General features: G+C 43.8%; 16 protein-coding genes and 1 pseudogene. 3 read left to right on the forward strand and 14 right to left on the reverse strand.

What is annotated here, in order from left to right; genetic code table 11:
* Positions 1 to 6 precede the first annotated feature (6 nt).
* Positions 7 to 345 (reverse strand): annotated as a pseudogene (locus ACHZES_RS05310) (glycerate kinase); the annotation flags it as partial.
* Between the two features lie 268 nt (positions 346 to 613).
* Here ACHZES_RS05310 and ACHZES_RS05315 point away from each other — a divergent pair.
* Positions 614 to 1,531, forward strand: coding sequence for a LysR family transcriptional regulator (locus ACHZES_RS05315; RefSeq protein WP_395548871.1), 918 nt, complete (start codon positions 614 to 616; stop codon positions 1,529 to 1,531).
* Positions 1,532 to 1,602: 71 nt separating this feature from the next.
* Here ACHZES_RS05315 and ACHZES_RS05320 read toward each other — a convergent pair whose 3' ends face one another.
* The 9 genes from ACHZES_RS05320 to ACHZES_RS05360 all read right to left on the reverse strand — a co-directional run bounded on the left by ACHZES_RS05320 (position 1,603) and on the right by ACHZES_RS05360 (position 11,649).
* Positions 1,603 to 3,927: a DUF4962 domain-containing protein gene (locus tag ACHZES_RS05320; protein WP_395548870.1), complete on the reverse strand. Its 2,325-nt coding sequence runs from the start codon at positions 3,925 to 3,927 to the stop codon at positions 1,603 to 1,605.
* A 253-nt stretch (positions 3,928 to 4,180) separates the two neighbouring features.
* Positions 4,181 to 4,339: a rubredoxin gene (rd, locus tag ACHZES_RS05325; RefSeq protein WP_013272313.1), complete on the reverse strand. Its 159-nt coding sequence runs from the start codon at positions 4,337 to 4,339 to the stop codon at positions 4,181 to 4,183.
* 111 nt (positions 4,340 to 4,450) lie between these two features.
* Entirely contained in the window at positions 4,451 to 4,795 is a 345-nt protein-coding gene (locus ACHZES_RS05330) for a cupin domain-containing protein (protein ID WP_038282580.1), read from the reverse strand.
* A gap of 34 nt (positions 4,796 to 4,829) precedes the next feature.
* A complete protein-coding gene (locus tag ACHZES_RS05335; protein WP_038282581.1) occupies positions 4,830 to 5,171 on the reverse strand; it encodes an arsenate reductase family protein in 342 nt (113 codons plus the stop codon).
* Positions 5,172 to 5,270: 99 nt separating this feature from the next.
* Positions 5,271 to 6,884 (reverse strand): mannitol dehydrogenase family protein, encoded by a 1,614-nt coding sequence (locus tag ACHZES_RS05340; protein ID WP_395548869.1) that lies wholly within the window; start codon positions 6,882 to 6,884, stop codon positions 5,271 to 5,273.
* Between the two features lie 13 nt (positions 6,885 to 6,897).
* Positions 6,898 to 7,980 (reverse strand): mannonate dehydratase, encoded by a 1,083-nt coding sequence (gene uxuA / locus ACHZES_RS05345; protein WP_395548868.1) that lies wholly within the window; start codon positions 7,978 to 7,980, stop codon positions 6,898 to 6,900.
* Positions 7,981 to 8,249: 269 nt separating this feature from the next.
* The gene (locus ACHZES_RS05350; RefSeq protein ID WP_038282587.1) at positions 8,250 to 8,924 is read right to left on the reverse strand and encodes a GntR family transcriptional regulator; all 675 of its coding nucleotides are present in this window, start codon (positions 8,922 to 8,924) and stop codon (positions 8,250 to 8,252) included.
* Positions 8,925 to 9,040: 116 nt separating this feature from the next.
* Positions 9,041 to 10,918, reverse strand: coding sequence for a DUF4914 family protein (locus ACHZES_RS05355; protein WP_395548867.1), 1,878 nt, complete (start codon positions 10,916 to 10,918; stop codon positions 9,041 to 9,043).
* 365 nt (positions 10,919 to 11,283) lie between these two features.
* Positions 11,284 to 11,649 (reverse strand): DUF2294 domain-containing protein, encoded by a 366-nt coding sequence (locus ACHZES_RS05360; RefSeq protein ID WP_089987487.1) that lies wholly within the window; start codon positions 11,647 to 11,649, stop codon positions 11,284 to 11,286.
* 314 nt (positions 11,650 to 11,963) lie between these two features.
* Here ACHZES_RS05360 and ACHZES_RS05365 point away from each other — a divergent pair, with 314 nt between their 5' ends.
* Positions 11,964 to 13,268: an MFS transporter gene (locus ACHZES_RS05365; protein ID WP_395548866.1), complete on the forward strand. Its 1,305-nt coding sequence runs from the start codon at positions 11,964 to 11,966 to the stop codon at positions 13,266 to 13,268.
* Between the two features lie 94 nt (positions 13,269 to 13,362).
* On the opposite strand, the gene ACHZES_RS05370 is transcribed toward ACHZES_RS05365, so the two are convergent.
* On the reverse strand, positions 13,363 to 14,178 hold the full coding sequence (locus ACHZES_RS05370; protein WP_395548865.1) for a hypothetical protein: 816 nt from the start codon (positions 14,176 to 14,178) through the stop codon (positions 13,363 to 13,365).
* 253 nt (positions 14,179 to 14,431) lie between these two features.
* Between ACHZES_RS05370 and ACHZES_RS05375 the strand changes: the two genes are divergently transcribed.
* Positions 14,432 to 15,265, forward strand: coding sequence for a pentapeptide repeat-containing protein (locus ACHZES_RS05375; protein WP_395548864.1), 834 nt, complete (start codon positions 14,432 to 14,434; stop codon positions 15,263 to 15,265).
* Between the two features lie 179 nt (positions 15,266 to 15,444).
* Here the strand turns inward: ACHZES_RS05375 and purD are convergent, their stop codons facing one another.
* Genes purD through purM form a run of 3 tightly spaced genes read right to left on the reverse strand, consistent with a single transcriptional unit; the run spans position 15,445 to position 18,337 of the window.
* Positions 15,445 to 16,719: a phosphoribosylamine--glycine ligase gene (gene purD, locus ACHZES_RS05380; protein ID WP_395548863.1), complete on the reverse strand. Its 1,275-nt coding sequence runs from the start codon at positions 16,717 to 16,719 to the stop codon at positions 15,445 to 15,447.
* Positions 16,716 to 17,318, reverse strand: coding sequence for a phosphoribosylglycinamide formyltransferase (gene purN / locus ACHZES_RS05385; RefSeq protein ID WP_395548862.1), 603 nt, complete (start codon positions 17,316 to 17,318; stop codon positions 16,716 to 16,718). Before purN ends, purD begins: the two co-directional genes overlap by 4 nt.
* Complete coding sequence (purM, locus tag ACHZES_RS05390) at positions 17,312 to 18,337, reverse strand: phosphoribosylformylglycinamidine cyclo-ligase (RefSeq protein ID WP_154527063.1); 1,026 nt, start codon at positions 18,335 to 18,337, stop codon at positions 17,312 to 17,314. Before purM ends, purN begins: the two co-directional genes overlap by 7 nt.
* Between the last annotated feature and the right edge of the window lie 23 nt (positions 18,338 to 18,360).

Consider the following 18,360-nt stretch of genomic DNA (forward strand, 5'->3'; position numbering starts at 1 on the left):
GCTCCCCTAATTCCCCTTAATCAGAGAGGAATTAGGGGAATCTTTCAGTGCCATCAGACTCATTCCTGCCCGCAACAGCCGAAAGGTGCGCAAGGCAGCTCCCCGGTACAGCTCCATAGACCGCTCCATGGCCTCCTCCACAGGCATTGCCCCTTGTATGGTGGTTAAAATGCTTTCTATTCCATAGTCATAGATTGCTTCTGCACCTTCTCCCATGCTTCCTACAATGGCAACTGCCGGAATTCCTTTGGCTTTGCATCTCATACCGATGCCACTGGGTACTTTGCCAAAAGCGGACTGCCAGTCCATTCTGCCTTCCCCTGTAATAACCAGATCCACACCATCTGTTTCGCTATGTATGATCTCATTTCATCTTTATAGCAGGAACTTATATCCTATTTTCTATTTTCATTATTGCTTTTCTCTGATACAATAACAAAATAGCTGATTTTTAATTAATAATGCTCCATCTCCTTTTTCAATATAAGTTTTTTACCACTTTCAGGTTATAATTATATCTTTAGTTATGTTTTTTATCCAATAACCCTTTCCTACTTTTATTATAGCCAATTCTTATAATCAAAATAGTACAACAAAAGAAAGCAGGCCTTCTATGGACATCAGATATCTGGAATATATCCTTGCTCTGGCTGAAACCGGCAATATGACGAAAGCCGCCAAAAAGCTATACGTATCACAACCCACACTCAGCCAGTTTCTTACCAAACAGGAAATGGAGCTGGGAACGCCGCTGTTTCAAAGATCCAACGGCACCTATACGCTCACGCCGGTAGGAAGCCTCTATGCTGAATATGCAGAAAAAGTAATCTTCTTAACGGACAATCTGGCAAAAGACATAAAACGTGTGTCCAATTCCAGCCGTATCCGCATCGGTACCTCAGCTTCCAGTGCCAGGCATATGCTTTCCTGTATCCTGGCAGATTTTCGTCAATATTATCCCAAAGTTGAATTGGTTCTGTCAGACGATAACCTGGACTCTATGAGTAATTTTATATCAAGAGGGGAGATCGACCTTGCTTTTGTGACCGCTAATTCTCTGGAGCAATACAAGGGGCAGAGCATCGAGCTTAAGAAGGAGGAGGTTGTATTTGCTGCGCCCAGTCTCCATCCTTATTGCCAGAAAGTAAAAGGAAACCGCCGGCATTCCCTTACCAGTGCACAGCTGCTGGAACATTTCCATAACACCCCCTTCATTTTGCAGCATAAAGGATCCTGTATCCGATATTTGATAGAAGATTTCTTTGATAAGCAGGATTTTAACCCAACCATTGCCTGCATGACCTCTCAGGCCCAGTCCATCTGTGACATGATTTCCAGCAATATCGGAGTAGGTTTTATTCCTGTCGGGTACCATATTCCATATAAGCAAATTACCAGTTTTTCATTGGATCCTAAGCTATATAGAATCCATTCGATTCTTTATCGAAAGGATTTATACATGGCTCCACCTCACAAATGCCTGATCGAACTGGCACTGACATATGTGAATACCAGTCGTAACCAATCTTAACCAATCAGTACAGAAATCAAAAAGGAAATCCCTGATACTTGTAAAAGTACCTGGAATTTCCTTTTTACATTTTACTCTGTTTGAGCCAGGATCTGCCAGGAATCCACCTTCTTTCTTACGTGGTATTCTTTTCCTGCTGCATTTCCGGCTGATGCAGAAGACTGTTTCGTTCTTGTGATAATCAGCTCATCGCCTTCGGCAGAATTCAATGCAAAGAATTCTTTGTCCTCTTCCCGATACGGATAAAGCAAAGATGCGATTCTATGGCTTAATTGGGGCTTTTCTGTTGTTGCCTTTATGTGCCACTGCATATTCAGGCCTTCGGTTTCATTTGGATTCACGCCTTCAAATTGATTTGTCTGTTCAAGAACCATAGAACTGCCAGTAAATAAAACATCTACCCCCGTCCCCTGATGGCTGCTGGAGAAAGAATTGTTCCCCAGCGTAAACTCATGAAGGCCGTGCATCAGCCAGCTTACGGTTTCTTCTTGTGACAGCTCTATCTCATCTATGATTAAAAAGAAAGTTTCCTCTATCATTAATACGTGACGCTTTGCAGACAGCAGGGCAGGAACGGTCTTACGGTATGCATTTAAGGCATCTCCTCTTATATAAATGGAGCCTTCCGAAGTGCTGCATTCTTCAATGGTACCGTTTGCCGCCATCAGGCTTTCAAACTGGGACTTTGCAGATCCATTCATTTCTTCCGCCTTCGTCTTCTGGTGCAATTGTGCAAACTGTCCCTTGTCTCCTATCAAAATCGCATTTTTTGACTTCGTATGACGCCGCCATTCCGTATGCATACTGCTCCAATAGCCAATATAATACCCAGACTGGATGGCAAGAGGTTCTCCAAACCCATGGAGAACGAAAGAGTTCTGATCTCCATGACTGTGGCTTACGGAACCATAGGGGCTGGATTTAAAATAAAAGGCAAGATGCCTCTTTTCATCGGCCATATTTTTATGAATGCAGACCCAGCCAATATCGCGGAACCACTTAACGGTCGTACGATTATCAGGAATCTCTATAGGTGTGGGTGTATAGAGCATATGAAAAAACAGTTCATCAAAATCGAAGTTCCACCATCCATAATTATAAAACAGGTGTTCCGTCCCTTCTCCCCGTTTTTTTGCCTGTTCGTAATACCATGCATATTGCCTGCGATTCGGAGAATCGCTGGTAGCGCTTAAGATGCGCATCGTATAACCTGCTTTTAACCCGGGATAATCACCCAGATCTGACATATCTCCAAAGGCCATGAACCGGGTATCCTGACAATAGGTGTTAAGGATAAAATCTCCGGTATTCTTAAAAAACGGACGCTTAAAGATATCGAGTCCGGTAGCTTTCTTGATCAGGCTGATGGCCTCTGTAAAAAAGGATACCCCAGATTGCCAGTAGGTGGGGCCTTCAGCCCATCCGCCATCATCTCCGCCCCAAGGGCTGAACATGGTAAAAAAATATTCGATCGTATAGTTCAGCCATTCCACCGCCTCTGCTTCCTCTTCGTAAAGCGCCAGGGCGGCTGGAACAAGAGCCATAGACAGTGAGCGTACGCCGTGACTGTCCAGAAGCTTTATGTGAATCTTTATCTGGTTTTTTACGTAATCATATAGTTCCCGGGCCCGTGTAAGAAGTGTTGATTTAACTAATCTCCGTTCTTCGGAAGTCAAGTCCTCATAGAGCCAGTCGTATCCCCAGGCAAGGGCTGTGATAATACGAAAGGCTGCTTCGTCATTATAGGAACGGGCTGTAGGACCGGCTGTATCCCATGAGGCAATGGTCATAAGCCAGTTTTTGGCGGTAGCCAGACAGTCGGGGGCACCGGTGACTCTCCATGCCACCGCGCAATGTTTTACTGCATAAAGCGCTTCCTGGCAGTCCATATACATCTTCCGCCAAATGGGAATGACACGTTTGTTATTGGGATAAGGAAGGGGCTCGTTATGAGGGGAAGTACCTACCCATGGTCTGACCCCGGTTTCTAGAAATCTGTTCCAGTAAGGCTGGAGTTCCGTCTGGGATCTTTCCTTTAAACGTGTGATATCAGGCTGATTTAGCCAGATCCTTGGATGAGCGCTTATTGCATCGTAACGGTGTTCACGGCCTTTTAATGGAGTGATGGCAGCGTTCTTAGAAATCGAAAACGGTTGTTCCGATACAAGTGTCTTTTCTCCTGATAGAATACGGTAGGTATAATCTCCAGGCTCCATCACCATATCGGGTGTATAAAAATTAATTGGTACCGAATCAAAACGGTAACATGGCTCGTGCTGGGAATTAAAAACCTCTATGGTATAAATCTCTCCGTCTTCTGCAGGCATCCAGGTAAAGCGCGGAGGATTTTCATAGCTGACAGCTCCTGATGGCCGATTATAAACGTAGTAGTTCATTTTCATCTTCTCCATTCTTTGGTAAAAAAAAGATAAGGGCATCGAATCGTATTATTTTTTTTACTGCTTCTAATTTATAATTATACCTTTGCTTCTGAGTTTTTTCCAATAACCCTTTCCTATCTTTCTTATAGCTATAGCCTATAATCAAAATAGGACAGAAGAATTTCCTATTGCATAAAAAAACCTTCAAGCCCGGCAGATTATCTGCCGACAGCTTGAAGGTTTTATTTGCGTCCAAATGTCCGCAATCTTACTCTTCAACAAACATGTCCTTACCAACTCCGCAAACTGGGCAAACCCAATCTTCGGGTAAATCTTCAAATGCAGTACCTGGCTCAATACCAGAATCTGGATCACCGATTTCAGGATCGTACACATATCCGCATGGCTCACAAACATACTTTCCCATCCCTATCACCTCCTTTAACTTCACTGTGCTTTCTTTATAGCATATTATACCATTTTTATCAATAGATTTATTTCACATGTCCTATTTTTATTTCTCAGAATACAGATTTATTTATAAAAAGTCTTCTCTCATAGGTGTAAATATATCTACCAATATGCCCTTTTCAAGGCAAACACATCCATGGACGATGCCATCCTGCTTTAATAGAGTGTCTCCAGCCTCTACGACCTTCTTTTCATCCCCAATGGTGAACTCAAACGATCCGCTGGCAACATAGGTAATCTGGGTATGTGGGTGGCTGTGGAGATTTCCCACTGCTCCCTTTTCAAACTGGTTTTCCACACACATCATTCCGTCACAGTATGCCAGAACCTTTCTCACAACGCCATCTGAAGCCTGAACGCCTTCTATATCCTTATTAAATACCCACATCTGATCTTTCTCCGGCTTTTTCATCATGTCTTCTCCTTGCTCCTTCCTTTTTATAAGCCTAACTCCAATTCTTCCACACCTCCGGCCGGTATCCAACTGTAGCCAGCCTTCCATTTCTCACAATGGGAGTTTTCAGTACCTTTTGGTTTTCTAAGACCTTTTCATCTTTATCCTCACCGGCAATGTATTTGATCAGAGCCAGGGCTTCCTGATCCTTGCATGTTTCATCAAGCATGGCATCCAATCCTCCAACTGCCTGCTTGACTCCATTGTACTCGCCTTTGCTCAGCCCTTTTTCTTTCATATCAATAAACTGGTATTTGATTCCGCGTTCCTTAAAATAGCGTTCCGCCTTTTTGGTATCAAAACATTTTCCGGTTCCAAAAATTTGTATGTTCACGGGCCTTGTCCACCTTTCTGGTACGATCTTCTTAACAGGCCCATTATAACACAGGGAACCCTTGGTTTCAATAACCAGGGGTTCCCCATTTTCATCGTCTTATTTTACGTACCGCTGCAGGGTCTTTCTCACCGCTCCGGGACCTTCTAACATTTCATAAAGCATGGTTTCAATCTTACCGGAAATTCCTGCTTTCACCAAATCCGTTCCAAACAGAACGGGATTGGATAAGATCTCATCAAGACCTTCTTTTCCTTCCGGCTTTTCTCCCAGTCTGATTCCCTTTAACTGTTCTTTTAATTCTGAAAGCATGGGATCGCTGCTGATCTCCATGGCATTTCCCTCATCATCCACACCCAGGAGATAACGGAGCCAGCCGGCAATTGCCAGCGGAATCGCAGTTAAGTTCTGCACATCTAAATTTTTATCTGCCAGATAAGCCTTTATGGTTTCTCCAAAACGGATGGGGATCTTCTGGCTGGTATCGGTTGCAATTCTCTGTGGGGCATCCGGGATAAATGGATTTGGCAAACGGTATTCAATTACCTCTCTGATAAAATCCTCAGGGATTAAGATTCCCGGATCCGTAACCACCGGAAGACCTTCTTTGTAGCCAATCCGCTCTACAAGGGCTGTTAAATCCTCATCTCTCATCTCTGCGGCAATGCTGTTATATCCTAATAGGCATCCGTACACTGCCAGGGCCGTGTGCAGAGGATTTAAGCAGGTGGTTACTTTCATACGCTCGGTCTTATTTACCGTATCCCGGTCTGTCATGTATACCCCAGCTTTATGAAGTGCCGGACGTCCGTTTGGAAAACGGTCTTCTACCACTAAATACTGAGGAATCTCAGCATTGACAAATGGGGCAATGTATGTATTTTTGCTGGTGATGATGGGCGCCATATCTTCGATTCCATCCTCCTCCAGGTTTTTCTGAACCACCTCAGCAGGCCGTGGAGTGATCTTATCGATCATGGACCATGGGAAGGAAACCTTGTTTTCATCCTGAACCCAGGAAAGGAAGCTTTCAGAAGCATAACCTTTTTTTGTCCATGCTTCCGCGATGGATACGATGCTGTCCCTTAATTTTTCTCCGTTATGGCTGCAATTGTCCATGCTGACCAGGGCCAGAGGAGTACCACCCGCAAGATACCGTTTAAGAAGAAGGGCTGTCACCACGCTCATGGCATGGCTTGCTTTTTCCGGGCCCTCTTCCATGTCTTTTTCCACTACAGGGAAAAGCTCTCCACGGAAATTAGCAAGTGCATAGCCCTTTTCCGTAATGGTAAAGCTTACCATCTGAAGAGACGGATTCTCAAACGCCTGAACCAGATATCCAAAATCCGTTTCATTGCTCACATCAGCTTTTACGCCTCTGGCAACGCTTGCTACCACTTCCCGGTCCATGGTTCCGTCCGGTTTTAAGCTGACCATCATGGTCATATTGTCAAAGGGGGTATATATTTTATCAATAATATCATAATCAAAGGTATCTGTCGCGATGATGCCGCTATCTTCAAGACCATCATTCAGCAGGCGCTGCTGCAGCACTGCGATGAATCCTCTGAAAATATTTCCTGCTCCAAAATGGATCCATTTCGGTGACTTATCCGTGGCCGACCTCATTTTTTCCCAGTCAAATTCCGGCAGCTTTACAGAAGCCTTTTCCCAGGCTTCCCGGTTTGTTAAACAGGACCGATTCAGTTTCATAAATCCATGCCTCCTATTTTCTTTTTTTATGGGTTTTATCAATCGCTTCCCAAAGACCTAACAAGTAATTTGCCCCAATGGCTCTGTCATACAGACCATATCCTGGACGAGCCTGCTCGCCCCAGATCATGCGGCCATGGTCCGGACGGATATATCCTTCAAAGCCGGATTCATACAAAGCCTCCACAATGGCAAACATATCTAAATCCCCACAGGAAGAAAGATGAGCCGCTTCATCAAAATCTTTTTCCGAAGTATGGCGCACATTCCTGATGTGAGCAAAATGAATTCGTTTCTTATCTCCAAACTCCCGCATCATGGCCGGAATGTCATTGCTTAAGTCACTTCCAAGACTGCCGGTACATAAGGTCAGTCCGTTATAGGGATTGCTGTTTAAATCAAGAAATGTCCTGATATTTTCTGCATTGGTAATAACTTTTGGAAGTCCATAAAGAGGCCATGGCGGATCATCCGGATGAATCGCCATCTTTATATCATACTTTTCTGCGTAAGGAACTACCGCATCCAGGAAGTATTTCATATTGTTCCAATATTGATCCCGTGTCATGGACTGATAAAACTCAATGTCCTGTGCCATGGCATAAAGCCGCTCCGGCTCCCAGCCCGGAAGGGAGTATCCTCTGGCTTTTCCTTCCATAGCCTTTGCCATCTTTTCCGGGTTCATCTGAAGAACCTCATCATGGCGGTAAGCCATAACATAGCTTCCGTCTTCTGTCCGATAAGCAAGATCACTCCGTGCCCAGTCCATCACAGGCATAAAGTTATAGCAGAGACATTTGACCCCTACAAGGCTTAAATGCTCCAGGGTCTTTATATAAGCATCTATATACCCATCCCTGGTAGAAAGGCCTTTCTTTATGTCTTCATGAATATTGACGCTTTCGATAACCTCCATCTCAAGACCGGCCTCATTAATCTCCTGTTTCAGGGCTTTTAAGGTCTCTAACGGCCATACTTGTCCCACGGGTACCTTTGGCAGGCAGGTGGCCACACCGGAAACCCCCGGTGTCTGGCGGATCTGTTCAAGGGTCACGCTGTCATCCCCAAAGGGAAACCAACGCATAATCATTTTCATGTTTGAATACCTCCGTTTCCTTGCTCCTTATTCTTTTCTAAACGCAATTGTTTGTGACTATCCAGTCCTAGCATAAGTATATATCTAGTATACTAGTAGTTCAATCAGCAGATTTCATAAATATCTTCTTTTTTTTTGTATATAATGTATAGATGTTTATTTTTTCCAAAACCTAACATCAAATCGACGCAAAAAAGCGGTAATAAGAGATGGGGACTACCCTTCCTTATTACCGCTTTTATTATTTTTTATGAATCAGAAAGGCAACATCACAGAAAATACTCTGAATATTCTTTTCGCAAAGCTTCCTCATCGATTTTATATCTGGATAAATGCTTTTCCATCAATTCTTTTGCCTTGACTCCGTCCTTTGCAGCAATGGCGTCCACAATGGCATGATGGTCGGAAATTGTCTTCAAATCCTTTACCGCAATCAAAGACATGCTGCGTATCCTGTCAAAATGAATGGTAATGCTGTCCATGAGCTGATAAACCTGGTCTTTACCGGTTATGTGAAACAGCAGCCGGTGAAATTCATCATCCAGCTTAAGTAGCCGCTCCGGAGAACGATTTTCCAGATAAAACTCCTGAAGCTTCACATTCTCGTTAAGCTGCATTACCGCTTCTTCCCCAGCCGTCTTACAGGCCAGCTCCACAACTGCGCATTCCAGGACATTGCGCATAAAAATAGCCTCTTCCACCAGCTTATAATCGATCAAAGCCACTGCGCTTCCCTTTTGAGGATAAATCTCAACGATTTTCACCTTTGACAACTCAATCAAGGCTTCTCTTACCGGAGTCCGGGACAAATTCATTTCTGAGGATAATTCATTTTCACTCAGCATACTTCCCGGAACCAGATCAAGATGTATGATATTATCCTTTAACATCCGGAGTGCATATTCCCTTCCTGTCTCTTTGGAATACCGTTCTGTCAGCCGCATACCATGACCTCTTTTCTCAAATTCTGTTCATACTTAGAATAAGCGAAATCAATCTCAATGTCAAGCACTAGTATACAAGTACGCTGTATCCAAAAAGCTCCGGCCACCGGATGATCCTAATATCTCATAGGAATAATTTCTAAATATTCCTTAACCGTAGCACCTGCAAGGAACATATCAATGATCTGTTTTCCCAACGGATTTAAATCATCGGTATAGTATTTCATCAGCTCCTGTTTAAAGAAATCTGTCAAGATCTTTGCTCCGTCGTCGTATCCCTGAGTGCCTACTTCCTGCTGCGTCTCAGGCCTTAAAAATGCTCTTCTGATGTACTGGCCGTCAATTTTTAAGGAATCAAGGCCAAAGCCAAGAAGCGGACAGCGAGCTTCCACAAGATGCTCCGGTTTAAACTTGGCGCTGCCTCGGCGGGCAATGTACTCCCTGGCAACCCACTGGGGCATAAAGCTCACTTCATATGCACCGATATGCTGGTTGGGAATCAGGACATACCGGGTATTGGTTGAATTTAAAATCTGGTCAAGCAAAAGGTTGGCCTGGGTCACCATCTTACCGGTTGCAAAAGGCCAGTAGGAGCCCACACCTTCACTGGTCATTTCCAGGGTATCGATGATACTTGGATTATTGAATCCTCTCGGAGCCACAAGACGCCATAACCATGCTAACGCCGGAGGCAGTATGTGGAGAATACCAAGAATACCGTATGTGGGGTTTTCTTTCGTACATGCAGGAGTTCGAACGCCAAAGCTTCTCACGTCTACTTCCACAGGGGTATCAATGGCTTTAGGAACCAGTCTTCTAGGTAAAACAACACGGGGGTTGGGACAAGGCTTTCCGTTTTGATCCAGGGTATGTTCCCAAACCAGACAGGTGGCACCAGGTACTGCCTGCATGTTTAAGAAGATAAGGGGCTCTTCCGGCTGGATCAATATTTTCTCATATTGAGGAGAGGAACCATAGCATTTGATGTTATCCAGGCGCAAGAACCATGCGGATTCTGCATCCTTGACCACCAGCTTTTTGCTGTCGTTCTGCATTTTGGGATGACATAATGCCATGTCATCTGTCACAGGGATCAGTTCGCAGGTTTCACTTAATACCAGATAGTTTTTTTCACCTGTAACCGTATTTCTTCCTAATATAGCTCTGCCATCCATTTCCTTATGAATGTCTTCGATCATTTCACTTTTTCCGCCGCCGGAAGCACCTTCGTGCATGATGACGATCTCATTGTCATAAGGAGTGATCACTTTTACCGTTGATGCATGTGCCGTTACCCAGCCTTCTTCTTCTCCAATATTAAGAAGAACTCCGTAGATGCCCTTTTTGGCACTTGGGCCGGGATATAAATTATAGGAATAAACTTCATGGATACCATCCAGGCGGTTATGAACCACGATCTGCTTTCCGTCAAAATGGGTATGTCTGAACGGAGGAGCCAGAAATACAACCGCTCTTGGATTAAAGTCGGAAGAAATCTCGTCAATATTTAAAAATCCCTGCAGATCTGCTAGCCCGGCTGCGAAAAATCCGGCGTTTAAGGGTGCGATCAGGATAGAATCATATCCATACTCAAGTCCGCCTGACTTAAATGGGAAAAAGATCAACTCCTGCTTTTTCAGCCAGTCAAAGGTTTCCGTTCTTAAGGTTTCAAAATCTGAATGATATACCTCCTCGTATCTGGGTTTATCCGTTGGTTTATGATCCGCAATTAACAGGCAGTCAGGATCGCGTCTTCTCATGTAGTCATCCGCATAATTGACTACGACTCCGTTTTTACACTTCGTAGCAGTTGCTTCCAATACATTGCCTTTGCCTTCCACTTCATATTCAATGAAAAATTCGGTATTTTCAGAATTTCCCATTGCCAGCGTCAGCAAATCTTCCCTGGTCTTTGGAATGACGACACCTTTTGACTCAGCCAATATATCTGTTACATACTCGGGTAAATTCATATCACGTAAACATTCCAGCATATTTTCCTCCGTTCCTGCGCAAGCCCTTATGCACATTTGTAGTTCGCGCCAAATATGGGGGCGGCGCAAACCATGTAGTTAAAATGATCTTCTTCAACCTTTGTCACCCAATTTTATTAAGTATTACATAGTTTCTATTTTAATATTCCAGGCATGTGATTGTTCTAGCTATTTTCCCCAATGTCTCTTACAAACTCATGCCGAATACCTTCTTTCTATAACCGAAAATCTTTACGATTTCCTTCTCGTACGTTTCTATTCAGTCATCGCCTCCTCTCTTCGATATATATAAAGCCGATATCCATAAATGGATATCGGCTTACTTACAACTTAGAAATCATTCTACTTTGTGACGTCTTCCGGTTTTATTTAGCTGTATAAAACTCTTCTAAATTCCTATCAACAGTAATGACAATGATCTTTTCACCTGTTTTCGTACTGATATCCGAGTGAGTGCTGATAAACGATACATCCAAGACATCTGATAATAGTTTCTCCAGATACTCTCTCCCTCCCTCAAAAAGGGAAGTTCGGACCTTCTTAAGCAGCTCAATGCCTTGTGCGCTTTCTGTCAGCTTCTTCTCTGAAGGGCTTAAGAATCCAATTAATCTGACAATGATCATATCATTTAATATATAAGTTCGGATGGCCTTTGGCCCCCTTCCCATATATTCAACTTCAAATTTACTGACAACTTCACTGATTTTGGCTTCCAACTGGCCCTTTGTCATATTCCATCACCTGTGAGATACAATATCATGAAAACCAGGGCCTGTCAATGATTTTTTAAGGTGTGTGGGTAATCCTGTTTTAATTGTAGTCTTCCGGTCTCAGTTATGATATAATAAATAAAATTACTTTTTAACGATTTTGAATCCAAATAAAAAACGTAACTATAAAGGAGAATAATAATGCAACTATGCATTGGCACTGCTCCGTGCGAGGTCTGAATTGGACGAAGTTGCACGGAGTTGATTGAATTCGTCCGTTGGACTTTGCACTTTCATTAAATCATTAAGATTTTAATAGAAAAAGGAGCAAAGTCATGTTGAAAAATTTAAAAACAAACATTGGGGAACTTCGTAATTTCCTGATTTTATGGGTTACACAATCATTTTCATCGCTGGGTAGTGCAATGACCAACTTTGCACTGGTGATCTGGTCTTATCAACAGCAAGGGTCGGCTCTCACCACCTCGTTATTAGCCATCTGTTCTTATGCACCCTATGTCCTTTTGAGCATTTTTGCAGGTGCACTGAGTGACCGGTGGGACAAAAAAACTACTATGCTGCTCAGTGACAGCTTTGCAGCTTTATGTACTGTTTCAGTGCTTATCCTGATGACAACCGGTAAACTCCAGATCTGGCATCTGTATCTGATCAATACCTTGAATGGATTGATGAACACGGTACAGCAGCCGGCATCGGATGTGTCAATCAGCCTGTTGACCCCACAAAAGCATTACCAGAAAGTCAGCGGGATGCGTTCCTTATCCAATTCGTTGGTTACCGTACTGACACCTATACTTGCTACCGCCTTGCTTTCTTTTGGAAGCATCCGACTTGTCATCCTGTTCGACTTAACTACATTTACCATAGCGTTCCTATCGTTGTTATGCTTTATCAAAATCCCGCAAATCACAGAAAATCGTGACTTGGTGAACGAAACGGTATTGCAGTCTGCCAGAAGCGGCTTGCGGTATCTGAGGGATAACCGGGGAATTCTGGATCTGATTCTGTTTTTGGCTGTTATCAATTTTACTGCTTCCATCTTCAATGCCGCCCTGCCTGCTATGATGCTATCACGTGCCGGCGGCGGAGAACTTGCCCTTGGCATGGTCAACACTGTTACAGGAATTGCAACCATGGTTGGAAGTATTTTGGTTTCTATCCTGCCACCGCCCAAAAGCCGGGTTCGCGTGATTTGTAACAGCCTGCTTTTTTCCATGAGTACCGAGAATCTTATCCTTGCTTTCGGCAGGACTACTCCTGTGTGGTGTTTTGGTGCTATCCTTGGCTGGATATTTATTCCAGTTATGGGCGCCAACATGGATGTCCTTTTCCGTACGAAAATACCTATTGAAATGCAAGGCCGTGTCTATTCAGCAAGGAATACTTTACAATTTTTCACCATTCCCCTGGGTTATCTATGCGGCGGTTTTTTGGTTGACCGGGTATTTGAACCGTTTATGGCAGGGCAGCCGGCGGTTAGTGTGTGGACCGTACTGTTCGGAACAGGAAAAGGCTCTGGTGCTGCTTTTCTGTTTTTTGTTATCGGGATTTTGGGAGCATTATCATGTCTTCCATTTAGAGCGGATAAAAATATCTGGGAACTGGAAAAGATAAACTAAAATCGTATTCAAAACGGAACTTTATAAAAGAGGCTGGCAAGTGTTTTGACACTTGCCAGCCTTACATCCGCCCATTCATTCTCATCTAATGTAATCACGAGGACACCGTTTCGAGTAATCTCCATCGCATTCCCAGCGACTTTATCCAAGTTCCGCTGTAAGTCTCGGGGATTTCATCCAGAACGCTGTCATAAAAATATACTTCATAATCCTTCACAAAAATGGAAGCGTCAAATAAATCCGCCAAATAATTTTCTCCCGGAGGAACAAGCTGAAGCAGCCGGGGAGCTTCAAATACCACTTCTATGCTTTCGGACCAGTCGCTGTCAAACAGAAACTGTATTTTTTTGTCATAGGAAAAAGTCAGATACATCCCATCTTCATCCACATAGTCTCCGCTCAAGTAGTGAATCTCTTTGATGACAGAGTCATGAAAATCTGCGAATTTTTCCATCAGCATATCTATATCGGTCTCATTTTCAATGTAATTCCAGCCTGTAAGCTTTGTCTGTATTTCCCCTGTATCATCAGTGTAATCTTGAATAGTTTTATCGTGAAGCAGCTGAATTAGTTTGTCACTGTCTTCCCATATAAAACGGTATCCGCTATACAGCGATATCCGAGGCAGAGAGAATTGCTGCTCCAGGATCTGATTGAATTCTTCCAGTTCCCCTTTCGTCATGTAAATCCACTCTGCATGCCGGGGTGGTTCATTACAGTCAATGCATTCAACGTTTACCGGGTAAGGAAACTGCGCTGAAGAAAAATCCAGATAGTCAACCAGATGGAATTTCCATTCCCCAGCTTCTTGCCTTCTGACTATGTATTTATCCCCTCCGGAATTTACGATTCCATAAACTTCAGAGACATAGAATGTGCGATCACTTTTATCATATATCCTTGCTCTCATAATACGTTGCCTTTCTGCGTCTACGAATAAGCCAAAAATCCTGCCTTTTCTTCATCCTCTCCAGATATCTTAACACACTCCTTAAATAAAACAAAGTGCACAAGTTTTATTTTATTAACTTACACACTTTACCCGCCTCATATTAATATTTGTTAAAATTTTCTTCAATATATGGTAAGATATCTATAAGAAAAGAATGTTTACTCATTATGAATAACAGGAATTTAATTAATAATTCTAAGGCGGTGATCTTGTGACGAATAACAGTGCAGATCGTAAATATGACGATTTGAGAAAAAACCTGAAAATTGATTGTAAAAAATGCAGCGGCTTATGCTGTGTTGCTTTGTACTGTACAAAAACAGATGGTTTTCCTGCCAATAAAGAAGCTGGGACACCATGCAAACATCTTGATTCAGATTTTAGCTGCAAAATCCACTCCAGACTGGCTGACAATAATTACAAAGGTTGTTTGGCCTATGACTGTTTCGGAGCGGGGCAAAGAACGACTCAACTATATTTATCAGATGGAACATGGGAAACAAATTCTGAACAGAAAGATAAACTCTTTCAAGAATTTATAATTGTATATCAGTTACATCAGATGTTATGGTACCTGGTTGAGGCATTTACTTTGACATCAGATGAACTTCTAAAATCAACGATTGATTTGCTTATCTCTGAAAATGAACAAATGTTACAGCAGCCCATGGATCATATTGCAATGCTGGATCTCTCGGAATACAGATCAAACGTGAATATCGTATTGAAACAGATAAGCACCGATATTTCAGCAAATGATACATCGAGTCAAATTCACGGTTTAAACTATTTGGGGAAAAATTTCAAGAAAGCAAATCTTGACAGAAAAAATTTCAGTATGTCATTAATGATCGCTGCAAACTTATCAGGATGCAGTTTAAAGAATACTAACTTTTTAGGTGCTGACCTCCGTGATGCAAACATAAGAAATGCAGATTTAAGTAAAAGCATCTTTTTAACACAAATGCAGATTAATTCCGCAATCGGAAATTCAAATACAAAAATCCCCATATATTTAACCCGCCCGGCGACATGGGAAAAGTGAGCCGTTTGTATGTGACTGTCGGCACAAGTGGCTGCATTGTACTTCTGCCAATCAAATGACAAAGAAGCACAAGATGGCTTACATAAGCCGTCTTGTGCTTCTTTGTCATAAGATGAGAATCGTCCAGTTATACCGTAGCGTTATTCCCGCCCAGAGACCCATAACTTCCTGTTACTTCACTAAGCCTGATCAATTCCTTTCCCAATATCCCGCCTCATATACTTATTATCAAAAGAGACCCATTTCGCCGCCTCATAAGCATTTTCTCTGGCTTCCATTAAATCCCTTCCGATTGCCGTCACTCCCAGCACTCTTCCGCCATTGGTCACCACTGTACCGCTGCCGTCCAATTTACTTCCTGCATGAAAGGCAAAATACTTCTCCTGTCCCTTAAATGCTTCCAGCCCGGTAATGGAATACCCCTTTTCATACTTTTCCGGGTAGCCCTCCGATGCCAATACCACGCAGACCACCGCATTATCTTCAAACTGTAGATCTATCTGATCCAGAGTTCCGTCAATACAAGCCTCAAAAACCTCCACAATGTCATTCTTCATACGCGGAAGCACCACCTGTGTCTCAGGGTCACCAAACCTGGCATTGTATTCCAACACCCTGGGGCCTTTTTCCGTCAGCATCAGTCCAAAGAATATGATCCCCTTAAATTCCCGGCCCTCTGCTTTCATGGCATCCACAGTCGCCTGATAAATATGCTGCTTACAAAACTCATCCACTTCTTCCGTATAAAACGGACTTGGGGAAAAAGTCCCCATTCCCCCTGTATTAAGACCTTGGTCTCCGTCTTTTGCCCGCTTATGATCCTGGGCGGATGTCATAATTTTAACAGTCTTTCCATCCACAAAAGAAAGTACCGACACCTCCCGGCCTGTCATAAACTCTTCCACCACGATTCGGTCTCCTGCGGAGCCAAACCGTTTATCAAGCATTAAGTCCTTAACTCCACGTTCAGCCTCTTCCCTTGAGCCGCAGATCAGGACTCCTTTTCCCAAAGCTAGGCCGTCAGCCTTTAACACAATGGGCATTGGAGCAGTTTTTACATAATTTAATGCCTCTTCCAGAGACTCAAAGACTTCATAAGCTGCTGTAGGAATTCCGTATTTTTTCATCAGATCCTTGGAAAATGACTTAGAGCCTTCCAGCAAAGCCGCACGTTTTTGCGGCCCGAACACCCTTAGTCCGGCTGCTTCAAACGCATCCACCGCTCCCGCGACCAAAGGATCATCCGGTCCTATGATAGTCAGATCGATTTCATTTTCCCTGGCAAATGCCACCTGCCTGTCAAAATCCATGACTCCCATATCCACACATTCTGCAATCTCTGCTATTCCTGCGTTTCCGGGGGCGCAATATATCTTATCAACCTTAGGGCTTCTGGAGACTTTCCATGCAATGGCATGCTCACGTCCGCCTCCGCCTATGATCAAAACTTTCATTGTGATTCCTCCTGTCCGTTTGCGATCAGCTGTATGGCCTGGGGAAGGATCTGCCATTCCGCCTCTTCCATGACACGCCGCTGCAATGCTTCAGGCGTATCCCCTTCCCGGACTTCAACCGCCTTTTGCAAAAGAATCGGTCCCGTATCCATCCCTTCATCAACATAGTGGACCGTAGCTCCCGTAACCTTCACTCCCCGGGCCAGGGCGGCTTCATGAACTTTAAGCCCATAATACCCCTTTCCGCAAAATGACGGAATGAGGGACGGATGGACGTTAATGATCCGGTTCCTGTACTTTTTTATCATGGCTGCCGGAATAGCAACCAGATAACCGGCTAAAACAATCAGATCAAGGTAGTACTGGTCAATCTTTGAAAGAAGCGCTTCATAGAACTCCTCCCTCTCTTTAAAATCAGCAGGAGATATACAGAAAGCCTCAATTCCATGGTTTCTGGCTCTTTCCAGTGCATATGCGTTCCGGTTATTGCTGATGACCACCTTTACCTCTGCATTGGTGATCGTTCCACAATCTATGGCGTCTAAAACTGCCTGAAGGTTGGTTCCCCCGCCGGAAACCAATATACCGATTTTCAGCATAAGGTCACGCCCTTCTCTCCTCGTTCCGTATGGCCGATCACATAGGGCACTTCTCCAGCCCCCTGGATTGCTTCCATAGTCCTATCCACATCCGCCGGGTTCACTGCCAGAACCATTCCAATTCCCATATTATAGGTATTGTACATGATCTCTTCCTTGATATTACCTTTATCCGCTAACAAACGAAAGATGGCCGGTACTTTATAACTGCTCTTTTCAACCACCGCCCTGATACCCTCAGGAAGCATACGGGGGATGTTTTCATAAAAACCGCCTCCGGTGATGTGGCTGCACGCTTTGATCACTGCCCCGCTGTCTTTTACGCTTTTTAATGTGTTTACATAGATTTTGGTAGGAGTGATCAGGGCATCACCAAGAGTTTTACCCAGTTCCTCATAATAGGTGTCCAAGCTTTCTTTCGTCATGTCAAACACCTTGCGTACCAGGGAAAAGCCATTGCTGTGAATGCCGGAAGAGGCGATTCCAATGAGCACATCCCCCTCTTTGACATCAGCTCCGGTGATAAGATCTTTCTCATCTACCACACCTACCGCAAAACCGGCCAAATCGTATTCGTTTTCAGGATAAAACCCGGGCATCTCCGCTGTCTCACCGCCAATCAAAGCGGCATTGGCCTGTTTGCATCCGTTTGCAACTCCGCTGACGATCTCCGCGATTCTTTCCGGGTAATTCCTGCCGCAGGCAATATAATCCAGGAAGAACAAAGGCTCTCCGCCTGCACAGGCGATATCATTGACACACATGGCAACACAGTCGATTCCAACGGTATCGTGCCTGTCCATTAAAAATGCAAGCTTCAGCTTTGTGCCCACCCCATCAGTTCCTGATACCAGAGTCGGCTTTTCCATGTTTTTAAAGGCTGACATGGAAAATGCCCCTGAAAATCCTCCAAGCCCTCCGAGAACCTCAGGTCTCATGGTTTCCTGCACATGCTTTTTCATTAATTCAACCGACTTATATCCGGCTTCAATGTCCACTCCTGCATTCTTATAATCCATTTTTTCTCCTCGCCTCCGATTTT

The organism is Lacrimispora sanguinis (assembly GCF_044987295.1).
GTDB classification, from domain to species: Bacteria; Bacillota; Clostridia; order Lachnospirales; family Lachnospiraceae; genus Lacrimispora; species Lacrimispora celerecrescens_B.

Coding starts and splice junctions, on each gene's coding strand:
- ACHZES_RS05315 (WP_395548871.1), top strand. CDS start 614: ATGGACATCAGATATCTGGAATATATCCTTGCTCTGGCTGAAACCGGC.
- ACHZES_RS05320 (WP_395548870.1), bottom strand. CDS start 3,927: ATGAACTACTACGTTTATAATCGGCCATCAGGAGCTGTCAGCTATGAA.
- rd (WP_013272313.1), bottom strand. CDS start 4,339: ATGGGAAAGTATGTTTGTGAGCCATGCGGATATGTGTACGATCCTGAA.
- ACHZES_RS05330 (WP_038282580.1), bottom strand. CDS start 4,795: ATGAAAAAGCCGGAGAAAGATCAGATGTGGGTATTTAATAAGGATATA.
- ACHZES_RS05340 (WP_395548869.1), bottom strand. CDS start 6,884: ATGAAACTGAATCGGTCCTGTTTAACAAACCGGGAAGCCTGGGAAAAG.
- uxuA (WP_395548868.1), bottom strand. CDS start 7,980: ATGAAAATGATTATGCGTTGGTTTCCCTTTGGGGATGACAGCGTGACC.
- ACHZES_RS05350 (WP_038282587.1), bottom strand. CDS start 8,924: ATGCGGCTGACAGAACGGTATTCCAAAGAGACAGGAAGGGAATATGCA.
- ACHZES_RS05355 (WP_395548867.1), bottom strand. CDS start 10,918: ATGCTGGAATGTTTACGTGATATGAATTTACCCGAGTATGTAACAGAT.
- ACHZES_RS05360 (WP_089987487.1), bottom strand. CDS start 11,649: ATGACAAAGGGCCAGTTGGAAGCCAAAATCAGTGAAGTTGTCAGTAAA.
- ACHZES_RS05365 (WP_395548866.1), top strand. CDS start 11,964: ATGTTGAAAAATTTAAAAACAAACATTGGGGAACTTCGTAATTTCCTG.
- ACHZES_RS05370 (WP_395548865.1), bottom strand. CDS start 14,178: ATGAGAGCAAGGATATATGATAAAAGTGATCGCACATTCTATGTCTCT.
- purD (WP_395548863.1), bottom strand. CDS start 16,719: ATGAAAGTTTTGATCATAGGCGGAGGCGGACGTGAGCATGCCATTGCA.
- purN (WP_395548862.1), bottom strand. CDS start 17,318: ATGCTGAAAATCGGTATATTGGTTTCCGGCGGGGGAACCAACCTTCAG.
- purM (WP_154527063.1), bottom strand. CDS start 18,337: ATGGATTATAAGAATGCAGGAGTGGACATTGAAGCCGGATATAAGTCG.